Raw genomic sequence first — 20,129 nt, forward strand, 5'->3', positions numbered from 1 at the left:
GGGATCGCGGGTCCACCGCGGGGGTTACCGTCGGCATTCCGATGAACGATCGCTCGAAGGGCCTTTCGGACTTCTCCGCTGATATCAGTGGGATGAAAAGGGCTCGGCGCTGTCAACCGGACGTCCCCATGCCTCGTCTCTCCTGTGTCCCCCCGTCACCACAGGAGATGTCTTGCGCATCCGTCCCGCTCTCTCGGCCGTCGCCGTGGCCGGCGGCCTGGTCCTGCTCTGCCCACCGGCGCACGCCGCGGCCCCCGAGGCGCGGCGGACGGTCTCCGAGGTACGGCAGGCCGCGGTCCTGGCCACCGACGTCGTCTCATACCGGTGCGAAGTCGCTCCCAGCGGTGAGAAGCAGGACGTCAGGGTCAGGGTCGAGATGGAGATGCCGTCCGACGCCAGGGTGAATGTGCAGACGACCATCCGATGGCGCGGCACCTACGCCGACGAAACCGGTGTGCTGAGGGTGCCCCCCGTGGGACTGCCCGCCGGGACCAGGCTGTACGCGTACGCCTCCATCAGCGGGATCGAGAACCTCACCTCCGCCACCGGGACGGAGGGCCTCGGTGCCCTCAGGGCTGACCAGGCCCTTCAGCTGCCGGAGGGGTGGGTCTCCCTCAAGACCACGCCGAGGAACGCGGGCACCGCGACGGTGAAGCCGGGAGCCATCAACTTCGGGACCGTGTCCAACAGCCCGTTCATCATGTGCGACGTGCTGAACGGCGACGCGCTGAAGACCTACTCCCTCCCCGTCGCCTCGGGGAACGGGCAGCCGGCCGACCCGACCTCGACTCCGGATCCGACCGATCCCCCTCAGGCCACCCCGACCCCGGACCCGACCCGAACCCCGGACCCGACGCCCGAGCCCACCCCCACCGTCACGGTGACCACGGTCGACGAACCGGCGGACTCCGGTTCGGGCACCCCGGATCCGGTGACGGCCGTGGCCGAGGAAGCGGTGGAGCCGGACGGAGGGGTGGACGAGACCCCGTTCGGAGCCGCCGCGACCGGAGGCGGCGGCGAGGCCGGCCCCGACGCGCGGACGTTCGTGGTGGCCGGCTTCCTGCTGACCCTCACCGCGGGCATCGGGCTGCGGTCACGCCGCCGCGGCGTCCTCGACGGGTGACGCGCCCCGGCATCGCGGCGGCACGGCGGAGGGGTGCCGGTGGCGCCGGTGCCGTGCCCGCTCCGGGGCAGGGATCGATGCGTCCTCAGGGCAGGGGGTCGATCATGATGTGCTGGTCGTACTGGGAGAGCTCCTCGCCGCGGTCGGTCAGGATGGGCCACTTGGTGTTCCGGGCGCACCAGACGGCGTGCCCGGCGGTGATGTCCCGTGAACCGTCGAGGATCTCCGCGATATCGCCCACCTTTCCGTAGGTGAAGTCGTCGACCACCACGCCGGGCGTCGTGACCAGCTCGAACAGCTCGACCTGGGTGGATATCGGAGAGATCGACAGCACGGCCGCGAGGCTGGTGGCGGGGATGCATATCCCGCCGCCGCGGAACAGGCACATGGCGGCGATGCTCCGCGAGTACTCGGTCTTCGCCACCGCGATCTCGATCAGGGCGCTGACGTCGAGGACGCGTCCAGGCAGCATGCTCAGCCCCTCCGTACTCGCCGGATGCCGATCTGTCCCCACTCGGTCTCGGTCAACTGCTCGACGCCCAGGGCGTCGGCGGCCCGGTCGAGGTCCTCACGGTGGAGGTTCCAGCGCTGCATCAACGTGATCACCTGCGGCTTGTTGCCGATCTCGCGCTGCAGGGCGGCGTTGATCACATCCGAGATCCTGCTGCCGGTCGCCCGCGCTTTATGAGAAAGCGCCTCATAAGCTGCTTTATCCAGCTCTATCGTGATAGAGGTGTTGGGGTCTGGGGGAATTACTCTTTGTTGCACCTTTCTGTGGTGAAGATGCGCCAGCCACAGAGGGACGGGCTGCGACTCCTGCATGGTTACATCCTGGTCGTCGGGTTTTGGCGTATCCGGGCTTTTGCCGTTTTGCCAGTCCGGTAGGGGATGGGCCATACATCTGACATTAGCTGTGAAACCTCCTGATGGCAGTACTCTCCTTCCAGCCCGATGGCCGGCCGTCGGGACAAAAGGGGCAGTGCCGGTCACCTCGGCGGGATGTCAGGACTCCTGGGCGGGCGGCGCGGAGGTGGGATCGGACGGCGGCGCCGACGGATCGGAGGAGGGGCCGCCGTCCGAGGAAGGTCCGTTGTTCGAGGAGGGCCCGGAGGGGGGACCCGCCGGATCCGAGGAAGGTCCGGAGGACGGTCCCCCCGGATCCGAAGAGGGGGCGTTCGAGGAGGAACCGTTCGTGGGAGGGCCGGAGGGGGGATCCCCCGGATCCGTGGAGGGGCCGGTGGACGGGTCCGCGGGGTCCGGGGAGGAATCGGGCGCGGGTCCCGGGGACGGATCCGCCGGGCTCGCCGGATCGGCCGGGTCCGGTACGGCGGCGCCGCACAGCCCCGCGCCCTGCCGTTCCCGCGCGATCTGGTCGGCCGTCTTCGTCCGGTACTCCTCCCGCTCCTGCGGTGACGGCGCGTACCGCCACGAGCCCTCCTCGAAGCGGAACCCGAAACCCGTCGTGGTGCCGGACCGGACCGCCCGGACCGTGGCGTCGTCGCCGTGGACCTCGACGGAGCCGATCGTGAACGCGGCGCCCGGCGGCAGACCGGCGGAGGAGGGGTCGCCGGACGGGGCGTCGTCCGTGAGCGGCGGGCACAGCCGGAACAGCCGGATGTAGTCCTCGCGCTCGATCAGATCCTTGGCCCCGGTGCTCCACAGGTCCCAGAAGTCGCCGTAGGAGCCGCTGGCGTAGGCGTCGAGGATGGGCTGGACGTTCCGGCGGACCTCCTCCTCGGAGTGCGCGGCCCCGCCGGTGGCCGAGGCGCTCCGCACCGGGGCGGGCGGGTCGAGCACCGTCACCATGGTGACGACGGCGCCGATCACCAGGCCGACCGCCAGGAGCACGATCACCGCGAGTCCCCGGCCCGTCTCGTCCGAGGGCCGGCCGTACCGCGGGGGGTGGCCCACGTGAGGTCTCCGGAGGGGAGGGGAAAGCGGACGGACGCGATCGTACCCCGTCCCGGTCATCCGTCCGGGGAATCGGGCGAAACCGGCGAACGGGTCGGCGGGTGAACCGCAGGGGCTGAATAATGCGCCGGTGGGTGAGACGATCGGTGCGGCCGCGGCCGTCTTCGCGGGGACCAACATCGACGACATCGTCATCCTGACGGTGCTGTTCCTGACCTCCCGGGCGGGTGGCGCGCTCCGTCCCCGGCACATCGTCGCGGGCCAGTACGCCGGCATCGCCGCGCTGGTCGCGGTCTCCGCGGTGGCGGCGCTCGGCCTCACCGTGGTGCCCGACCGGTGGGTGGGACTGCTCGGGCTGGTGCCGTTCGGCATGGGGGTCCGGGGACTCGTCCGACTGCGTAGGAAGGACGGTGACGGCGGCGACCCCGAGCCGATCGCCTCCGGCCCGCTCGCGGTCGCCGGGGTGACCGTCGCCAACGGCGCCGACAACGCCTCGGTCTACGCCCCGCTGTTCCGGACGATCGGGCCGGGCGCCGTCGCCGTCACCGTCGCCGTGTTCGCGGTCCTGGTGGCGGTCTGGTGCGCGGCGGCGTCGTGGCTCGGGTCGCATCGGAAGGTCATCGCCCTGGTGGAGCGGTCGGGCAGGTGGCTCGTTCCGGTGGTCTTCATGGTGATCGGCGCGGCCATCGTGGCTCAGTCCATGATTCCCTAAAGATGGACTAACCATCCGAATTTAGGACATTCCACTCGGGGAATTACTTCACATGCGACAGCATCTGCGGTTTCACCGGCACCGTTGGTTCAAGGTGTGGCTCGCCATGACGGCCCTGTCGGCCGCGCTCATCATCATGATGGAAGCGGTCGGCAACCACGCGGTCAGGCCCGCCGCCTTCTTCTACGGCGCCGCGGCGGGACCGATGGCCCTGCTCGTCGCCATCCACGACCGCACCGGAATCGGCACCAGCGTCCCGGGGGTCACGCTGGTGGGGATGTTCCTGTTCGGCGGAGGCGTCGCCCTGCTGCTCGGCGGATACTTCGACTCCCTCCTGATCCCCGACGGCGCGAGCCTGGACATCCTGCGGGTCGGCTGGATCGAGGAGCCGGCCAAACTCGTCCCGATCCTCGCGCTCGCGCTCACCGGCCGCCACCTCACCAAGGCGGCGGGGGTGGCGCTGGGCCTGTCGTGCGCGACCGGCTTCGCCGTCATGGAGTCCATGTCCTACGCCTGGAAGAACGTCGAGAAGGACAGCGCCGTCGGGGCGGGCATGGTGCTGTTCACCCGAGGTCTCACCACCCCCTTCGGGCACCTCGTCTGGACCGGGATGGTGTGCGCGGTCGCCTTCGAGGTCTGGCACCTCGTGGGGCGGGTCGTCGTCACCGTCACCATCGCCTGCGCGTTCACGGTCGCCGCGACGCTGCACTCGATCAACGACGGCCTGCTCGTCCTCGATGTCCCGCCGGCCGTCCGGCTGCTCTTCCCGGTGGTCGCGGCGGTGAGCTACTGGCTGTTCCACCGGGCCACCGGCGACCTGGTCCCGCGGGTGCCGGCCGGCGCCTCGGTGCCCGCCGTACGGATCACCGCGCCGCCGGGCCTGCAGCCGCCGGGCCTGCAGCCTCCGGCCGGAGCGCCACCGGCCCGGCCCGCCTGACCGCGCCACCGCCGTCCGGCCGCGCCGTGCGCCGGGTGGAGCATCGGCGCGTCCGGCCGCGTCGTAGCGCGTCGTAGCGCGTCGTAGCGCGTCGTAGCGGGTCGAGCCGGGAGCGGGCCGGAGCCGGATCGTAGTGGGTCCGAGCCGGATCGGAGCCGGATCGGAGCCGGGTCAGAGCCGGGACAGCAGCCAGCGGGGGCCGGTGACCAGGGCCCCCTCCGCGGTGACGCGCCCGCGCAGCTCCCGGTCGGCGGTGACGACCAGGACGCGCCGCCAGCGGGGGACCTCCCGTACGGCCCGCACGATGGCGTCGTCGCCGCTCCCCGGGGCGGCGACGACCGTCACCCCGTGGACGGGCGCGACGCCGCGGGCGGCTCCCTCGACGACCATGACGAAGCGGGGGAACCACCGCTCCAGGGGCGGCAGGGGCGCGGGCACGTCCCGCACCCCGCACGTGCCGAGCGCGGCGACCTCCGAGGCCAGCTTCGCGGCGGCCCCGGCGCGGTCCCTCCACCATCCGTGCTCGGCGCGGGCGCCGACGATGTTGGCGACGTCGAGGACGACCGTGAGCGGTGCGAGCGCCCGCCTGATCTCGGGCCAGGTCGCCGCGAAGCCGGGATGCAGGTTCCCGGAGGGGATCGTCTCGGGGGTGAACCAGCGCAGTGCGACGCTCTCGCCGTTGGCGGGGAACGCCTCCAGCAGCCCGGACGCCTCGGCGATGACGGTCGCGAAGGACCAGCCGCCGTGGTCGTCGAGGTACAGGCCCTGTACGCGGAGGCCGTCGCCGGTCAGGCCGGCCTCCTCGTGAGCCTCGCGGAGCGCGCCCCGGACGGGATCCTCGTGGCTGTCGAGGGCGCCGCCGGGCAGCGCCCAGGTGCCGCCCTGATGACTCCACGCGGCACGCTTCTGCATCAGGATCCGGGGCGTCCCGTCATCGTCGTGGTGGACGGCGAGCAGGCCGGCCGCGTGGTGCAGACCCCAGTGACGGTGACCGAGGTCGCACCGGGCCCACCCGTCGCCGTCACCCGCAGCCATGGGTCCATGATGCCCCAGGTGGGGGATGCCCGTCGCTCCGGTCCCGGCCCGGGGACACCGGGAGCGCCGGGACACCGGGACCGTGCGGGCTCACGGGGCGTCCCGGTCGGCCCGGGACACCGGGACACGCCGGACCGTGCGGGCTCGCGGGGCGTCAGGCGGGCTGCACGGCGGCGCGCAGGGCGGCGACCGTGAGCCCGAGTCCGGCGGCGGAGGCCCGGTCGAGGGCGGCGGTCAGCGTCTCCACGTACGTGCCGCTCGCCGCGTCCCGGCGCGACCGGCCCTCCTCGGTGATCACCGTGTAGACCCCGCGCCGGTCCTTGGCGCACAGGTTTCGCCTGGTGAGCCCGGCGCCCTCCAGTCGTCCGACGAGCCGGGTGACCGAGCTCTGGTTCAGCCCGAGCAGGTCGGCCAGCTCCTGCATGCGCAGTTCGCCGTCGTGCGCGGTGGACAGGCGGCACAGCGCCCGGTACTCGGACAGGCCGAGCCCGTGGCGCTGGAGCGCGGCGGACAGCTCGTGCTCCACCCGTGCGTGCAGCCGCACCACCCCGATCCACACGTCGTCGTCGATCGTCATCGGGCCGCTCCCTCCTCAGCGTTGGCGACACCCTACATGCATAAACAGAATATGCATATGCAAATAAGAAACGAGGAGCGAGTACGGCACGGCCCGGGTCCGCCTCTTCACCCCGGGCGTCTTCGCGGCGGCGGGGACGGCCTCAGCCGCCGCCCTTGCTGAAGTGCTGGAGGTCCCTGGGTCCGCTCCAGTAGCCGCCCCACTCCCAGCCGAGCCGCTGGAACGCCTTGACCACCCGGTCGCCCGGGTTGATCACCCCGGGCTCGTCCAGCGGGCGCTTGACGAACCTGCGGGCGTTCTTGTGCGCCACCGAGCCGTTCCCGTATATGTAGGGGTTCTCGCGCGGGTTGATGTCGATGGCCTTGCCGTAGGCGTGCTGGGACCAGCTGCTGGACCCGGTCGCCGGGCGGCAGTTGAAGGCCGAGGTGTTGTCGGCGTCGATCGAGTCGAAGTCGTCGCCCTTGTAGGCGTCCACGGGCACCATCTTGTAGATCGGCCACCGCCAGCCGTACAGGCGCTTGAAGACCGTGACGATGTCGTCCGTGACGCTCTCGTGCACCACGAGCCTGCCGGTGTGCGGCTTGTCGTCGAAGCCCCAGTAGGTCATCGTGACCATCCGCAGGTCGCCGACCGGGACCGGGCAGCCCGGCCGCCAGGAGTGGGGCAGCTGGTCGCGGGTCACCTTCGAGACCTTCGCCGAGAACTCCGGCGGGCCGGTCGGGCTCGGGCTCGCCGAAGGGCTCTCGCTCGCCGGGGCGCTCTCACCCGGAGTCGCGCTCGGAGCCGGCGTCGGGCTCACGGCGACCTGCTCGGGCGTGGTGGACGACGAACCTGGCGTCGGAGAGCCCGACGGCGGTGTGTCGGACGTGCCGCACGAGGCCGCCAGGAGGCAGCCGGCGGTCACGGCGACGGCCGCCCGGACGCGGACGGCGCCGGTCGCCCGGACGCGGACGACGGACCGGGTGGTTGGCATCTGATCGCCCCCGTATCGAGGTGAGACGTCGAGGTTTCCGATGTGGCCAGCCTGCTACACGAGGTGGGCGGCCGTCGTGGCGGGGTCCGGTCGCGGGACTGCGGGCGGATCCGCCGTGCCCGCGACGGGGCCTGGTCGCGGGGCGTCCGGGCGGAGGACCCGCTCCGCCTGTGGCGGGGTCCGGTCCAGGATGTCCGGGGGGATCCGCCGTGCCTGCGATGGGGGCCGGTCTCGGAGGCCCGGACGGGCCCGCCGTACCTGCGATGAGGGCCGGTTCCGGAGGCCCGGACGGGCCCGCCGTACTTCTTGGCCGAGCCTTTCCGTGGAAAACCTCGTTCCTGTGTTCGAAGGGGCGCTACAGTCGGAGGCACTGGATCGAACACGGGTTCGGACGCTCACTCGGATGGCGTTCGCCCAGGTGGGAGGGGTGCGTCATGGCCATGCTCGCGACGCCGCCGGTGACCCGCACCCCGATCCGGCGGCCCGCCGCCCGCCGCCGCGCGACACGCCGTAGCTCTTTCTACGGAAATCTACGTCGGCCGCTATATCCCGTCATAAAGTCCGAGAGCGTGGACCCCGTGCGCAATCCCTACGCCCCCGGTGCGGGGCAACGCCCCCCGGAGCTCGCCGGGCGCGACCGTGAGCTGCAGCAGTTCGAGATCGTCCTGGAACGGGTGGCCCGCGGCCGCCCGGAGCGCAGCATGGTCATCACCGGCCTGCGCGGCGTCGGCAAGACCGTCCTCCTCAACACCTTCAAATCGATGGCCATGCAGCGGCTGTGGGGCACCGGGAAGATCGAGGCCCGGCCCGACCAGTCGATCAGGCGCCCGGTGGCCGCCGCCCTGCACCTGGCGATCCGGGAGTTGGCGCCCCGGCATCGCGCCCCCGACCGCATCGAGGAGTTCCTCGGCGTGCTCAAGGCGTTCGCGATGCGCGACCCGACCGCGGCCAAGGGCACCTCGCACTGGTCGCCCGGGATCGACGTGCCCGCCGCCCGGGGCCGGGCCGACTCCGGCGACCTGGAGATCGACCTCACCGAGCTGTTCGTCGACGCCGCCGGGGTCGCCACCGATCTGGGCGTCGGCATCGCCCTGTTCATCGACGAGATGCAGGACGTCCAGCCGCCGGACGTCTCGGCGCTCTGCGTGGCCTGCCACGAGCTCTCCCAGAGCGGCGGCCCGCTGATCGTGGTCGGCGCAGGCCTGCCGCACCTGCCCAGCGTGCTGTCGGCCAGCAAGAGTTACTCCGAGCGGCTCTTCCGCTACGCGCGGATCGACCGGCTCGACCGCCAGGCGGCCGACCAGGCGCTCATCGCCCCGGCCGAGGACGAGGGGGTGGAGTTCACCCAGGAGGCGCTCGACGCCCTCTACGAGGCGGCCGACGGCTACCCGTACTTCGTCCAGGCGTACGGCAAGGTCGCCTGGGACGTGGCGCTGCGCAGCCCGATCACCGCCGACGACATCAAGGTCTCCGCGCCGGAGGCCGAGGCGGAGCTCGCGGTCGGCTTCTTCGGCAGCCGGTACGAACGCGCCACCCCCGCCGAGCGCGACTACATGCACGCGATGGCCGCGATCGGCGACGAGCCGGTCGCCACGGCCGAGGTCGCCGAGGGCCTGGGCCGCAAGCCGTCCAGTCTCTCCCCGGCCCGTGACAGCCTCATCAAGAAGGGCCTGATCTACAGCGCCGAGCGCGGTCTGATCGCGTTCACCGTGCCGCATTTCGGAAAGTTCCTGCGTTCCCAACCCGTCTGAACATGTGTTCGATATACTCAAGGCGGGTCCTAGACCCCTATACGGCTCTCTAGTGGGGAAGCTAGAGAGCCGTATAGACCTCCATCGACCGCGCCCTAGAAAAATCTAGGGTTCTCTAACCACGTGCCGATACAGGGCTAGATTCCGTCAGAGTTCCGATGTCGACCGTCTGCCCGGCGGCGTCCACCAGCGCCATCCGCACCGCCGGGTGCCTCCCGCTCAGATAGACCGCGAAGACCACGTCCACCGGCTCGTCCGTACGGCTGCGCCCCGGATAGACGAAGAACCGCCAGCACAGCTCCCGCCAGCTGTCGACCGGCTCGCCGGAGGCCAGCAGCCGCTCGTGGGCCCGCCAGACCGTGCTGGTCCGCAGCCGGTGGAGCGCCTGCTCCGCGGGCATCGGCCGCTGCTCACAGGGGGCGCGGTGCCGGATCCGGGCGGTCGCCTCCTCGATCTCGGGGGACAGCGCGGCCAGCACCACCAGCCCTCCGGCCGCGGCCAGCGCGTCCGGCCACGTCATGGCGGTCAGCAGCGACCAGCCGGAGACCGGCGGGGCCCAGACCGTCCCGGCGGCCATGGCGGTCAGCACCGTCGTCCGGCCCAGCGAGCGCAGTCCCACCGGCGCGGCGCTGACCTCGCCGAAACAGCCGCACCCCACGTCGGGGCGCTGCCGCCGCAGCTCCCACAGGACGTAGGTGGACATCGCGAAGAACCCGGCCGTCGCCCAGCGGAACGCCGCGTGCCCGCTCGCCAGCAGGCCGGTCAGCAGGGCGGCCTCCCCGGCCGCGCAGACGAGCATGGCGGGCGCCCGCCAGCGGTCGGGCACCAGCACCGCTGGCCCGAGCCTGCCCAGCGCGCCCGGTTCGGCGTCGCCTCTGGCCGTCCACAGCTTGGCGAGCGCGCCCGCCGCCAGCAGGACGCACAGCACCGGCAGCTGCGCCACGGCGATCATCGTCAGCGTCCACGTCATCACGGCGTCACCCCGGTGTCCTCCTGAAGCCCGGTGTCCTCCTGAGGCCCGGCGTCCCTCCGGATCCCGGCGATCCCGGATCCCGGCGTCACCGTGGTCCGGGTCGGTGTCCATGTCATCACGGCGTCATCCCAGTCCGATCCGCGCGTTGAAGCACCCCTTGGTCAGGTCGCCGCCGAGCTCCACGAAGGAGGTGGCCGACAGCTCCGCGATCCGGCCGCGCGGGGAGGTGCCGCACTCCAGGCACCGGTCGCAGAACCTCCCGGCCATGCAGCCGCACGCCACCAGCGGCAGGACCGAGGTACGGCCGGCGCACACGTTGCGCACGGTGAGCGCCGAGCCCAGCGCCAGGTAGGGCAGCCCGGTGCACGACACTCCCGTGTCATGGCAGTCGGCGTCGGAACGCTCCAGCATGGGATAGGCCACGCCGCGCTCCGCGTAGTCGAAGGCGTCCGACCAGGTGGCGGTGCCGGAGATGCGTGACTGCGTGGCGCCGTAACCGGGCGGAGGCTTGGGCACCGCCGTCCACCGGTAGGGCGGCTGCGAGGTCGCCGGCAGCCGGGCCTTGGCCACGCCGTCCTCCCGCACGCCGATGGCGTCGAAGAGATAGCCCGGCTCGAACTTCGGGTGCCGGACGCGGAGCCGGCCGGAGGCGCCGTAGGGCACGACGATCGTGCGGCGTCCGCGGTGCGGCCCGCAGTACAGCTCCACCGTCTGGTCCCGGCTCCCGGCTCCGATGGTCTGGATCACCCCGGTGATCCGGGTGATGTCCGCCCAGATCCGGTCCACGACCCGGCCGGACCGCAACGCCCTGATGATCACGTTGGCGCCCCGCGGCAGGTCCGCCGGGGCGACGTTCTCGCCGCGCCAGGCGGTCGCCCACGGTGCGATGACGAGCCGCTCGTGGTGTCCCTCGGGGGTCTCGATGAGGATCAGGTGCGGGCTGACGTCCAGCAGTTCTCCGGTGACCGCCTGGAAGACGCCGTCCCCGTCCGGGGCGGGGCCCGGCTCGTCGAGGCTCCGGCCAAGCGCCGCCGCCGCCAGGACCCGGCGGCGGTCAACGCTGCGGTATGGCATCGCCACTCCCATGCTCAGGTGAGGTCTTCCGGAGCTAGCCTCACACGACCGCCGGTCGCCGGGCGCCGACTTCGGCCCCTGGAACCGGCAGGACTCCGACCGGGTATCAAAATTCCCATCCTCGATGCAACGCGTTACCTCCCGTAACGGGATGAAACCAAGCGCGGCGCACGAGTACACCGAGGTTCCCGCCGAACTCGTTTTTTGCCGTTGACCGTATGAAACATGGGTTCCGGTTCAGCCGGATCAGGGGCGCGGGCTGCGATTCTGGCGACTACACGCACCCTGACCGCAGGCGGGCTGGTGATCGCGGTGACCGGCGGGAACCATGAGGAGTTCCGCGAGTACGTCGTTGCTCGCGGCCCCGCGCTGCTGCGCGCAGCCCGGCAGCTGACCGGCCACCACAGCGACGCGGAGGACCTGCTCCAGGCGGCCCTCGCCCAGACCTACCTGGCCTGGGACCGCATCCAGGACCGCGGCGCCCTGGACGGCTACGTGCGGCGGGCGATGATCAATATCAACATCTCCTGGTGGCGCCGGCGCAAGCTGGAGGAGTACCCGTCGGAGGACGTCCCCGAGCCGGCCCTCGCGGGCATCCGCGCGCCGCTGCCCGAGCGGGTGGAGCAGGCCCTCGGCCGGCTGCCGACCCGGATGCGTGCGGCGATCATGCTGCGCTACTACGAGGACATGACCGAGCCGGAGATCGCCGAGACTCTGGGGATCAGCATCGGCACGGTCAAGAGCACGGTCTCGCGGGCGATGGCCAAGCTCCGCGGCGACCTCACGATCCCCGAGCAGCGCAGGTCCGGGCCGCGGTCATGACCGACGCCGGGGGCCCGCCGGCGGCTTCGCCGTACGGCCGGGGTCCGTGCGGTCCGGGCGGAGTCTGCGCGCCGGGGCGGCTATCCGGTGTGGTCCTCCACGCCCGCCGTGGCGCAGGGCCGTACGGCGTCGCGGATGACCCTGAGCGCGTCCAGGAAGGCGTCGAGCCGGGCGGGGGGCAGGAGGCCGGTGAACCAGGTCTCGATGTCGTCCAGGTGCCGCGGGACGACGGTGGCGAGCCGTTCGGCGCCCGCGTCGGTGATCGCGGCGTAGGAGGCCCGGCGGTCCTCCGGGCACGCCTGCCGGGCGACCAGGCCGTCACGTTCCAACCGGTCGACGACCCTGGTCATGCCGCTGGTGGAGAGGTTCGTCTGGGCCGCGAGGTCGCTCATGCGCAGGCGTCCGCCGGGCGAGCGGGCCAGACGGAGGAGCGTCTCGAAGTCGATGTCCGACAGCCCCGCCGCCGCGAAGGTCGACCGGGTCTTCGCCGCCAGTCCGCCGTGGACCTCGGCGAGGAGGCCCATCGCGGTGAGGCGGGAGTCGTCAAAGGGGATCACGCTCTCACTGTATCCGAAGGTAGTTGACGGGATGAATATTCCTCATGTAGAAACATGCTTACTCAAACATCCGCGCCGCAATAGCCACTCGGGAGTAGACCATGAGCACTCGTACCTGGGAAGGGCTGCAGCTCCCCGCCCCCGGCACCTTCGTTCTCGACGCCGCGCACACCCGCGTCGGTTTCGTCGTGAAGCACATGATGGTCAGCAAGACCCGGGGCAACTTCACCGACTTCACGGGCAAGGTCACGGTCGCCGAGAACCCCCTGGAGTCGTCGGCCGAGCTCACGATCCAGGCCGCGAGCATCGGCACCGGCAACGCCGACCGCGACGTCCACCTGCGCAGCGGCGACTTCCTGGAGTCCGAGAAGTACCCCGAGATCACCTTCCGCAGCACCCGGGTGACCGGCCACTCCGGCGACGAGTTCACCGTCGTCGGCGACCTCACCATCCGTGACGTCACCAAGGAGGTCGAGCTCACCGTCGAGTACGGCGGCGCCGGCACCAACCCGTGGGGCCAGGACGTGTGGGGCTTCTCCATCTCGACCGAGATCGACCGTGAGGAGTTCGGCCTCACCTGGAACCAGGCCCTGGAGACCGGCGGCGTCCTTGTCGGCCGGAAGGTCAAGATCGAGATCGAGGGCGAGGCCAACCCGGCCTGACCCGTCCGGGCCGGCCGTCCGATCCCGCCCGGTTCCCCGGGGAGAGGCGCCGCGCCCGTCAGGTCTCCCGAGGGGGCGCACCGCGGTGGGAACGCACCGCGGAGGGGGCGCATCCCGGAGGGGCGCACCGTGTCCACCCTCCGGGAACCCACGTCGCGTCGGATGGAATCCCCAGCCCCCGATCCGTTCTGAGCTGGGGATTCATTCCTCTGTCCACAGCTGTGGATCAAGTTTTCCACAGCTGTGGACGATTCGACCGGTCCATCTCTCGCCGGGGCCCGGGCGGTTCCCCTGGGATTGATCCTTCGCGGGGCCGGGCCTTCCCGGAGGCTCGCCCGCCAACCGCTTTGCCGCACTGCCTGATGGCCGGTACGCTGTTCTGAGCCACACGGCAACCAGGAGGCTTCGCCTAGTCAGGTCTATGGCGCCGCACTGCTAATGCGGTTTGGGTCTACAGCCCATCCGGGGTTCAAATCCCCGAGCCTCCGCAGGTCAAAGGCCCTCTCCCAGATTCCGGGAGAGGGCCTTTCTGTTGCCCGGACACCGCTGAAGCTGCGGTTCGGGTTGCAGTTGTGTCACCCGCCTGTCACCCGTCGCCCCGGAGAGCGGCGCCCATGCGCGTGCTCGCGTCCCGCCGCCGGGTCAGCGGTGTCGCCGGTACCGCAGGTCCACGATCCCGTTGCGGGAGGCGGTGCTGGAGACCAGGTCGAGCCGATAGGACCCGGGGTCGCCGTCGAACAGCCGGGTGCCCTCGCCCGCGACGTAGGGGAACACGCTCAGCTGGAACTCGTCGATCAGATCGAGCCGCATGAGCGACCGCCAGAGGCCGACGCCGCCCCAGACCACGATGTGGCCGTCGCCGCCCAGCCTGAGCCTGTCGATCTCTTCCGCCGTGTCACCGGCGGCGATGACGGTATCGGCCCAGCCGGCCTTCTTCAGGGTCCGGGAGAAGACGACCTTGCGCCCGGAGTTCAGGATGTCGGCGAACGGGTGGTCGGTGGACGCCGTCATGGCCTGGCTGATGCTCTCGTAGGCGGTGCGGCCCATGAGGTGGGCGTACGCGCTCCGGAGGAAGTCGAGCTGCGCCGGGTCGTCGGGCTCACGGTTCTCGGGCAGGTCGAAGCAGAACTTCCAGAAATCGGTGCCCTCGTCGGCGAGGAGGCCGTCGAGGGAGTAGTTGAACACTGTCGCAATCAGCTTTCGCATGATCAGAACTCCATGGTCTCGGGTCGTCCGGGGGCCGTGCTCGCCGGGGAACGTGCGCGCCCCCGGACCGCGGCACCCGCGTGGCCACGCCGTCCGTGGCCTGCCGCTGACGCTTCAGACGACACCGCCGCCCGGAAGTCATCGGCGCCCGGTCCATCGGCTGGTCGCGCGGTCAGGCACCGCGCTCGCGTCCCGCCTCGGCCCTGACCCTCCCGCGGCGACCGTCTCGGCGGTGGGTCACCCCGGATCCGGCAGATCCATCGACGCGAGCCTGGCCGGATCGGCCACGACCGCGATGTCGGCGATCCGGCCGTCGACGACGGTGAACGCCATGACCGACAGTGGGGTGCCGTCCTCGAACCAGGACACGAACCCGGGAAGGCCGTTGACGAGCACCGCCCGTCCCCGTGCGGCCTGCTGCCGGCGCAGCCGCGCGCCGGCGGCGACCTGGGTGGCGCCGAGGACGACGACCACACCGCCGGGGGTGTCGACGGTCAGCTTCACCTCGGGGTCGAGCACGCGCAGCAGCCCTTCGAAGTCGCCGTGGCGGGCCGCCGCCAGGAACGCCTGGACCACCTCGCGCTGTTCCCGTCCGGCGGACGCCGGCCGCCCGGTCCCCCGTACCTTCCTGCGGGCGCGGCTGGCGAGCATCTTGGTGGCGTCGGCGGACCTGCCGAGGATCCGGCCGATCTCGTCGAACGGCACCGCGAACAGATCGTGCAGCACGAACGCCAGCCGTTCGCTCGGCCGGAGCGACTCCAGGACGACCAGGAGCGCGAGCCCGACCGAGTCGGCCAGCGTCACGTCGTCCTCCGGCGCGAGGCCGTCGTCGGCCGTCACGACGAGCTCCGGCAACCGGTCGTCGTAGGACGCCTCGGGGCGGGCCTGCCGCGAACGCAGGACGTCGAGGCTGATCCGGCCGACCACCGTGGTCAGCCAGCCGGCGAGGTTGTGGATGGTCGCCGGGTCCTGCCGGCGGAGCCGCAGCCAGGCCTCCTGGACCACGTCCTCGGCGTCGGCGTGCGATCCGAGCATGCGGTGGGCCACCGCGCGCAGCCGGTCGCGCTGGGCCTCGAACGCCTCGTCCACCGGGTCCGCCGGGTTGGCGCCGGACATGTCGTTACCTCCCTCGGATCCACTCCGTCATGGGGATGACGGGCCCGGACGGGCACAGGTAACCGATGAGGGAGCAAGGCCAATGGAAGCACGCATGAAGAGCCGCGCGGACGCCGACGTGATGACGGCGATCCAGCGCCTCCACAAGGCGATTCACGCCGGGGGCGTCGACCCGCTCGTGCTCGGCCTGGTACACCTGCGGGTCAGCCAGATCAACGGCTGCAGCCCGTGCGTCTTCGCCGGGGTCGCGTCGGCCAAGAAGCAGGGAGAGACGGACGAGCGGCTGCACAGCGTGGCCGCCTGGCGTGAGACGCCCTTCTTCACCGAGACGGAGCGGGCGGCCCTCGCGCTGGCCGAGGCCGCCACCCGGATCCAGGACGGCGCGCCGGGCGTGACCGACGAGATCTGGGACGCGGCCGCCGCGCACTTCGACGAGAAGCAGTTGTCCGCGATCAATCTGGAGATCGCGCTGACCAACTTCTTCAACCGGATCAACCGTACGATCCGCGAGCAGGCCGGCAAGACCTGGTGAGCCGGACGGGGCGTCGTCCACCCGGCGACCGCGCCTCCCGGACCGGGAACGGCGGCGGTACGGCGAGCACGTGAGAGGCCGTGGAAAAGCAGTGGATGGCCGGCACGGAGGGACCGCAGACTGGGGCCCGTGATCGACATAACCGCCGAACTCGTGCACACACTGGTCTCCGGGCAGTTCCCCGAATGGGGCGACCTCCCGGTCCGGCCGGTCGACCGTCAGGGCTGGGACAACCGGACCTTCAGGCTCGGCGAGGAACTGGCCGTACGGTTGCCCAGCGCCGAGGGCTACGTGGCCGCCGTCGAGAAGGAGGACCGCTGCCTGCCCCTTCTGTCCGGAAGCCTGCCGCTGCCCGTTCCGGTGCCGGTCGCGGTCGGACGCCTGGCGGACGACTACCCGTTCCCCTGGTCGGTACGGCGCTGGCTCCCCGGGGACACCCTGGATGACGCGGCGGACGTCGACCGGACCGGGCTGGCCCGCGATCTCGGGGGCTTCCTGACCGCGCTCCGGGAGGTTCCGGCACGCGGGGGACCCGCCGCCGGGCGCCATTCCTTCTTCCGGGGCTGTCACCCCAGCGCCTACGGCGACCAGGTCGAGCAGGCGCTCGGCACGCTCGGGGACGTCGTCGACGTCGCCGCCTGCCAGGCGGTGTGGGCCGACGCGCTGACCTCGGCCTGGCCGTCCCGGCCGGTGTGGTTCCACGGTGACGTCGCCGCAGGCAACCTGCTCACCACCGGAGGGGAGCTGTCCGCGGTCATCGACTTCGGCACCTCCGGCGTCGGCGACCCCGCCTGCGACCTCGTCATGGCCTGGACCTACTTCGCCGGTGACGAGCGGAAGGTCTTCCGGGAGGCGGCCGGTCTGCCCGACGACGCCTGGCGGCGGGCACGCGGCTGGGCGCTGTGGAAGGCGCTGGTGACCATGGCCCACCTGTCCAGCCCCGATGTCGGGGGCTTCCAGAGCCGTGTCCTCGTTCAGGTCCTGGAGGACCCGGTCGTCGGCTGACCGGGTGTGAGCGGCCGGCGGGGTCGCGGAGGGCCGGACGTGCCGGAGCCCTCCGCCCTCACCGCCGGCCTGCCTGGGGTGGGTCCGGGAGCCCGCGAGGTGTTCCCGGACCCTGCGGAACGGGCCTCGCTAGCAGGACGCGGTGGCGACGGTCACGCAGCAGACCGTCGAGGCACTCGCGACCGGGACGGCGACAGGGATCGGGACGGTGACCTCCGGGCACGCGACGGACGGAGGATGCCAGGCGCCGGGACGCCCCACGATGACGGCCGTACCGGTCGTGACGGCCCTACCGGGGTAGACGGCCGTGCCGGCCTGACCGGGGGAGCCGATCACTCCGAAGGAACCGCCGCCGGCGTGCAGGCAGGCGACGCTGGGGTACTCGATGAACCCGACCGCTCCGTACCCGCAGACCGGGCTGATGGACGCCGGGAACGGCCGCGGACGCCCGGCGAGCCACATGACGCCTTCCGCGACGCCCGTCATCTGGCAGTAGGTGACGGACGTCGAGCTGGTGAGGCTCGGCGTGCAGTTCGGGGACACTCCCGCCGGACCGGCGGGCCCTCGCGGACCGGCCGGTCCCTGCGGCCCCGCCGGCCCGGCCGGTCCCCGTGGCCCCTGCCCCGGACCGAGAGCGGCGCCGGGTTGCCCGGGAGGCCCTTGAGGTCCGGCAGGCCCCTGGGGACCCGCCGGTCCGGCCGGCCCGGCAGGGCCTGTGAGACCGGTAAGCCCGGTCAGTCCGGTCAGTCCGGTGAGTCCGATAGGTCCTGCGGGTCCTGCGGGTCCGGCCGGTCCGGGGAGTCCGATCGGTCCGGCAGGTCCGGTGAGTCCGATAGGTCCTGCGGGTCCGGCAGGTCCGGTGAGGCCGATCGGTCCCGCGGGTCCGGCAGGCCCCGCCGGTCCTGCGGGGCCGATGAGTCCCGGCAGCCCGGGTGGTCCGGGTGGTCCGGGGGGACCGACGATCGACTCTCCGGGCCTGCCGTCCAGGCCCCGGGGACCCACCGGGCCCACCGGGCCGCGGAAGCCGCGCGGTCCGCGGCATCCGCGGTGGCCGCCGCAGCCGAACCCTCTCCGGCATCCTCGGCAACCCCCGGGGCAGGCGCAGGAACGTGGCCCCACGGAGACGTGCCGGGCGTGCGGGACGATGCCCTTCTCGGCGTTCTCGTATATCGGAGGGCCTCCGTAGGCGTTCGCGGGCATCTGGTTCGACGCCATCGTGAGGACGCCCGCCGTCGCGGCGAGAGCCAGGCCCGTGAGACGCCCGCGATGGGAGGAAACCGGCATACGCCTTTTATTCTGAGAAAATCCTCTGTTTTCCATGCCGTTCCAATTCTGGAGGGGTGTATCTCTCAGTGCCATGACAGGCGGCACTGTTCGGCAGATACCCAGAAAATGGGTGTAGGTCATATTGGAACGGTTCGGCGAGGGTAAACAAAGCTTCAGGCGTTCTGTCGGTAATCTGCACCGGTCTGCCGCCTGACCGCCGTTTTCCTGATATTTCCTGGAAAACGGTGGTGTTTTCTGTCGGCCGATGCCCGGCAACCATGCTGATCCAGTGACATGGCTGGGATTTCTAACTATGGCTCGCTGATCACTGTTTTAGTGCATTATCCTGATTGTAGGAGAAGAATCGTATATTCCGGCGTTCGCCGCTGTCCGACGGTGCCGGGCCCGCCCGGCGGACGGCTCCACCGGGCGGCGGTGTCGCTCAGTTCGGCGGGGTCAGGTCGATGAACGGGATGCAGTTCTCCGGCCACCTGGGGTTCCCCGGCGTCCCCGGGGTGGGCTGTACGACGCACGAGGTGTAGGCCAGTTTGCCGTTCGCGTTCCGCACCGTCAGGTGGAGGTCGTTCCCCAGGCTCGACATGCTGAGGCCGACCACGCCGCCCGGATAACCGGGCACCGACGAGAGGTCGAACCAGCGGGGGGTCGTCCGCGGATCCCGGAGCAGCAGCGCTCCGTCGCTGCGGGGGGCGCCCAAGAAGGCGGTGCCGCCCTGGAACGCCATGGCGACGCCCGCACTCGGTCCCTGGGGTCCGGGCCGGCCCGGCGGGCCCTGGGGTCCGGGCGGTCCCTGGGCGCCGGATGGGCCCGGGGGCCTGGACGGGACGGGCTGTCCCTGGGGGTTCCCCGATCTCATGGCCGGGCGACGGCACCTGCCGTTCCTGAAGACGTATCCCTTCCGGCCCCGGCAGATCTCCCTGGCGAAGGCGTCCCCGGCGCCGGGGGACGGCCGTACGGCGGCCAGGTCCGAGTCGTGGACTGTGGTCTCCGAGGCCTCCGAAACATCCGAAGCCTCCGCCAGGTCGTCGGCGGTCTCGGCTCGATCCCCGGCGGCGAGCCCGGCGAGGAAGTCCAGGGCGAGGTCCTGGGCGCCCTCGGCCGTGCCGGCCGCCATGTCCCCGGCCGTGTCTTCCGTGCCCCCGGTCATGACGACCTCCGCGTCCTCGGTCGCCGAGGCTTCCGCGCCCACGGACATGCCGGTTTCCTCCTCCCCGATCCCACCGCTTTCCGTGCTTCCGGCCGACTGGGAACCGTCGCCCGAGACCGTGCCGGTTCCCAGGATTCCGGCCGCTCCGGTGAGGCCGGTCGCCCCGGCGGATTCGGCGGCTTCGGCGTCCGCGATGCCGACGGTTCCCGTGCCGCGGGCCGTCCGGTGGACCGCGGCGGTCCCGGTGTCCCAGGTCGTGGCGGCCCCGTCCGTTCCGGTCGCGGCCTGTACGGGCGCGTGGAGCGGGGCGGCCAGGTGGAGGACGGTCACCGTCACCGCGACGGTCCAGGCTCGGGCGTGCCCGCCGTACCCCTTCTCAGGGCCGTATCTACTGCTGCTCGATATCATTTCATTCCATGTCGTTCGTGGCGTATGGGAAATCAGGTCCGTCCGGGCCGCGGGAGCGGTACCGGTCAGGAGATACCCGACGCCAGACACGACAGGGTGTTGATTCAGATGACGAACGTTAAACGCGCGTCACATCGGTAGGAAAAGCAGTCCGGCCTTCCCGTCGGCCGGCGCGTAATGCGCAGCCGATCGGCCTTTCAATGCTGATATCGACTTTCGGGGCATTCGTGCGTTGATCCCTGGTTTTCGGGGTCCCCGTGCGCGCCCCCGGACCGGAGGGCGGGCCGTCCCCGCGGCCGTTCACGGCGCGGGGAAACGTTCCGG

General features: G+C 71.5%; 22 protein-coding genes and 1 tRNA gene. 10 read left to right on the forward strand and 13 right to left on the reverse strand.

Annotated elements, in window-relative coordinates:
- The first annotated feature begins 172 nt into the window (after positions 1-172).
- Positions 173-1,123 (forward strand): hypothetical protein, encoded by a 951-nt coding sequence (locus AB0D67_RS29935; protein ID WP_362943330.1) that lies wholly within the window; start codon positions 173-175, stop codon positions 1,121-1,123.
- A gap of 85 nt (positions 1,124-1,208) precedes the next feature.
- Here the strand turns inward: AB0D67_RS29935 and AB0D67_RS29940 are convergent, their stop codons facing one another.
- The 3 genes from AB0D67_RS29940 to AB0D67_RS29950 all read right to left on the reverse strand — a co-directional run bounded on the left by AB0D67_RS29940 (position 1,209) and on the right by AB0D67_RS29950 (position 3,034).
- Positions 1,209-1,595, reverse strand: coding sequence for a hypothetical protein (locus tag AB0D67_RS29940; RefSeq protein ID WP_362943333.1), 387 nt, complete (start codon positions 1,593-1,595; stop codon positions 1,209-1,211).
- Between the two features lie 2 nt (positions 1,596-1,597).
- Positions 1,598-2,020 (reverse strand): hypothetical protein, encoded by a 423-nt coding sequence (locus AB0D67_RS29945; protein WP_362943336.1) that lies wholly within the window; start codon positions 2,018-2,020, stop codon positions 1,598-1,600.
- A gap of 105 nt (positions 2,021-2,125) precedes the next feature.
- A complete protein-coding gene (locus tag AB0D67_RS29950) occupies positions 2,126-3,034 on the reverse strand; it encodes a hypothetical protein (protein WP_362943339.1) in 909 nt (302 codons plus the stop codon).
- Between the two features lie 130 nt (positions 3,035-3,164).
- Here AB0D67_RS29950 and AB0D67_RS29955 point away from each other — a divergent pair, with 130 nt between their 5' ends.
- A complete protein-coding gene (locus AB0D67_RS29955; protein ID WP_362943342.1) occupies positions 3,165-3,746 on the forward strand; it encodes a cadmium resistance transporter in 582 nt (193 codons plus the stop codon).
- Positions 3,747-3,798: 52 nt separating this feature from the next.
- Entirely contained in the window at positions 3,799-4,683 is an 885-nt protein-coding gene (locus tag AB0D67_RS29960; RefSeq protein WP_362943345.1) for a PrsW family glutamic-type intramembrane protease, read from the forward strand.
- A gap of 171 nt (positions 4,684-4,854) precedes the next feature.
- Here the strand turns inward: AB0D67_RS29960 and AB0D67_RS29965 are convergent, their stop codons facing one another.
- From AB0D67_RS29965 to AB0D67_RS29975, 3 genes are all read right to left on the reverse strand, one after another.
- Positions 4,855-5,718, reverse strand: a complete 864-nt coding sequence (locus AB0D67_RS29965) for an NUDIX domain-containing protein (RefSeq protein WP_362943348.1) — start codon at positions 5,716-5,718, stop codon at positions 4,855-4,857.
- Between the two features lie 154 nt (positions 5,719-5,872).
- Entirely contained in the window at positions 5,873-6,295 is a 423-nt protein-coding gene (locus AB0D67_RS29970) for a MarR family transcriptional regulator (RefSeq protein WP_362943351.1), read from the reverse strand.
- A gap of 142 nt (positions 6,296-6,437) precedes the next feature.
- Complete coding sequence (locus AB0D67_RS29975; RefSeq protein ID WP_362943354.1) at positions 6,438-6,902, reverse strand: M15 family metallopeptidase; 465 nt, start codon at positions 6,900-6,902, stop codon at positions 6,438-6,440.
- Between the two features lies 1 nt (position 6,903).
- Between AB0D67_RS29975 and AB0D67_RS29980 the strand changes: the two genes are divergently transcribed.
- Positions 6,904-7,272, forward strand: a complete 369-nt coding sequence (locus tag AB0D67_RS29980) for a hypothetical protein (protein WP_362943357.1) — start codon at positions 6,904-6,906, stop codon at positions 7,270-7,272.
- A gap of 565 nt (positions 7,273-7,837) precedes the next feature.
- Entirely contained in the window at positions 7,838-9,019 is a 1,182-nt protein-coding gene (locus AB0D67_RS29985; protein WP_362943360.1) for an AAA family ATPase, read from the forward strand.
- A 115-nt stretch (positions 9,020-9,134) separates the two neighbouring features.
- Here the strand turns inward: AB0D67_RS29985 and AB0D67_RS29990 are convergent, their stop codons facing one another.
- Together AB0D67_RS29990 and AB0D67_RS29995 are read right to left on the reverse strand one after the other, a co-directional pair.
- The gene (locus AB0D67_RS29990) at positions 9,135-9,989 is read right to left on the reverse strand and encodes a MauE/DoxX family redox-associated membrane protein (RefSeq protein WP_362943363.1); all 855 of its coding nucleotides are present in this window, start codon (positions 9,987-9,989) and stop codon (positions 9,135-9,137) included.
- 126 nt (positions 9,990-10,115) lie between these two features.
- Positions 10,116-11,066: a hypothetical protein gene (locus AB0D67_RS29995; RefSeq protein WP_362943366.1), complete on the reverse strand. Its 951-nt coding sequence runs from the start codon at positions 11,064-11,066 to the stop codon at positions 10,116-10,118.
- A 303-nt stretch (positions 11,067-11,369) separates the two neighbouring features.
- Between AB0D67_RS29995 and AB0D67_RS30000 the strand changes: the two genes are divergently transcribed.
- Positions 11,370-11,888 carry a SigE family RNA polymerase sigma factor gene (locus AB0D67_RS30000; protein ID WP_362943369.1) on the forward strand — a complete coding sequence of 173 codons (519 nt, stop codon included), beginning with the start codon at positions 11,370-11,372 and terminating at the stop codon, positions 11,886-11,888.
- 80 nt (positions 11,889-11,968) lie between these two features.
- Here the strand turns inward: AB0D67_RS30000 and AB0D67_RS30005 are convergent, their stop codons facing one another.
- A complete protein-coding gene (locus tag AB0D67_RS30005) occupies positions 11,969-12,445 on the reverse strand; it encodes a MarR family transcriptional regulator (RefSeq protein WP_362943372.1) in 477 nt (158 codons plus the stop codon).
- Positions 12,446-12,546: 101 nt separating this feature from the next.
- On the opposite strand from AB0D67_RS30005, the gene AB0D67_RS30010 reads away from it, so the two are divergent.
- Both AB0D67_RS30010 and AB0D67_RS30015 read left to right on the forward strand, forming a co-directional pair.
- A complete protein-coding gene (locus AB0D67_RS30010) occupies positions 12,547-13,107 on the forward strand; it encodes a YceI family protein (RefSeq protein ID WP_362943375.1) in 561 nt (186 codons plus the stop codon).
- A 398-nt stretch (positions 13,108-13,505) separates the two neighbouring features.
- Positions 13,506-13,595, forward strand: a tRNA-Ser gene (locus AB0D67_RS30015).
- Between the two features lie 154 nt (positions 13,596-13,749).
- Here the strand turns inward: AB0D67_RS30015 and AB0D67_RS30020 are convergent.
- Entirely contained in the window at positions 13,750-14,313 is a 564-nt protein-coding gene (locus tag AB0D67_RS30020) for a dihydrofolate reductase family protein (RefSeq protein WP_362943378.1), read from the reverse strand.
- A gap of 237 nt (positions 14,314-14,550) precedes the next feature.
- Complete coding sequence (locus AB0D67_RS30025; protein ID WP_362943381.1) at positions 14,551-15,429, reverse strand: sigma-70 family RNA polymerase sigma factor; 879 nt, start codon at positions 15,427-15,429, stop codon at positions 14,551-14,553.
- Between the two features lie 82 nt (positions 15,430-15,511).
- Here AB0D67_RS30025 and AB0D67_RS30030 point away from each other — a divergent pair, with 82 nt between their 5' ends.
- Entirely contained in the window at positions 15,512-15,961 is a 450-nt protein-coding gene (locus AB0D67_RS30030; protein ID WP_362943384.1) for a carboxymuconolactone decarboxylase family protein, read from the forward strand.
- A gap of 129 nt (positions 15,962-16,090) precedes the next feature.
- Complete coding sequence (locus AB0D67_RS30035; protein WP_362943387.1) at positions 16,091-16,966, forward strand: aminoglycoside phosphotransferase family protein; 876 nt, start codon at positions 16,091-16,093, stop codon at positions 16,964-16,966.
- Positions 16,967-17,095: 129 nt separating this feature from the next.
- On the opposite strand, the gene AB0D67_RS30040 is transcribed toward AB0D67_RS30035, so the two are convergent.
- Both AB0D67_RS30040 and AB0D67_RS30045 read right to left on the reverse strand, forming a co-directional pair.
- The gene (locus tag AB0D67_RS30040) at positions 17,096-17,509 is read right to left on the reverse strand and encodes a hypothetical protein (RefSeq protein WP_362943390.1); all 414 of its coding nucleotides are present in this window, start codon (positions 17,507-17,509) and stop codon (positions 17,096-17,098) included.
- Positions 17,510-18,674: 1,165 nt separating this feature from the next.
- Entirely contained in the window at positions 18,675-19,805 is a 1,131-nt protein-coding gene (locus tag AB0D67_RS30045; protein WP_362943393.1) for a hypothetical protein, read from the reverse strand.
- Between the last annotated feature and the right edge of the window lie 324 nt (positions 19,806-20,129).

Origin of the sequence: Streptosporangium sp. NPDC048047, assembly GCF_040653115.1 — a bacterium.
GTDB lineage: Bacteria > Actinomycetota > Actinomycetes > Streptosporangiales > Streptosporangiaceae > Streptosporangium.

What these genes read in the sequence shown, in the direction of transcription:
- AB0D67_RS29945 (WP_362943336.1), bottom strand. Translation starts at nt 2,020, where the DNA reads ATGGCCCATCCCCTACCGGACTGGCAAAACGGCAAAAGCCCGGATACG.
- AB0D67_RS29960 (WP_362943345.1), top strand. Translation starts at nt 3,799, where the DNA reads ATGCGACAGCATCTGCGGTTTCACCGGCACCGTTGGTTCAAGGTGTGG.
- AB0D67_RS29965 (WP_362943348.1), bottom strand. Translation starts at nt 5,718, where the DNA reads ATGGCTGCGGGTGACGGCGACGGGTGGGCCCGGTGCGACCTCGGTCAC.
- AB0D67_RS30045 (WP_362943393.1), bottom strand. Translation starts at nt 19,805, where the DNA reads ATGATATCGAGCAGCAGTAGATACGGCCCTGAGAAGGGGTACGGCGGG.
- AB0D67_RS30025 (WP_362943381.1), bottom strand. Translation starts at nt 15,429, where the DNA reads ATGTCCGGCGCCAACCCGGCGGACCCGGTGGACGAGGCGTTCGAGGCC.
- AB0D67_RS30030 (WP_362943384.1), top strand. Translation starts at nt 15,512, where the DNA reads ATGGAAGCACGCATGAAGAGCCGCGCGGACGCCGACGTGATGACGGCG.
- AB0D67_RS29995 (WP_362943366.1), bottom strand. Translation starts at nt 11,066, where the DNA reads ATGCCATACCGCAGCGTTGACCGCCGCCGGGTCCTGGCGGCGGCGGCG.
- AB0D67_RS30020 (WP_362943378.1), bottom strand. Translation starts at nt 14,313, where the DNA reads ATGCGAAAGCTGATTGCGACAGTGTTCAACTACTCCCTCGACGGCCTC.
- AB0D67_RS29975 (WP_362943354.1), bottom strand. Translation starts at nt 6,902, where the DNA reads ATGACCTACTGGGGCTTCGACGACAAGCCGCACACCGGCAGGCTCGTG.
- AB0D67_RS30010 (WP_362943375.1), top strand. Translation starts at nt 12,547, where the DNA reads ATGAGCACTCGTACCTGGGAAGGGCTGCAGCTCCCCGCCCCCGGCACC.
- AB0D67_RS29970 (WP_362943351.1), bottom strand. Translation starts at nt 6,295, where the DNA reads ATGACGATCGACGACGACGTGTGGATCGGGGTGGTGCGGCTGCACGCA.
- AB0D67_RS29990 (WP_362943363.1), bottom strand. Translation starts at nt 9,989, where the DNA reads ATGACGTGGACGCTGACGATGATCGCCGTGGCGCAGCTGCCGGTGCTG.
- AB0D67_RS29940 (WP_362943333.1), bottom strand. Translation starts at nt 1,595, where the DNA reads ATGCTGCCTGGACGCGTCCTCGACGTCAGCGCCCTGATCGAGATCGCG.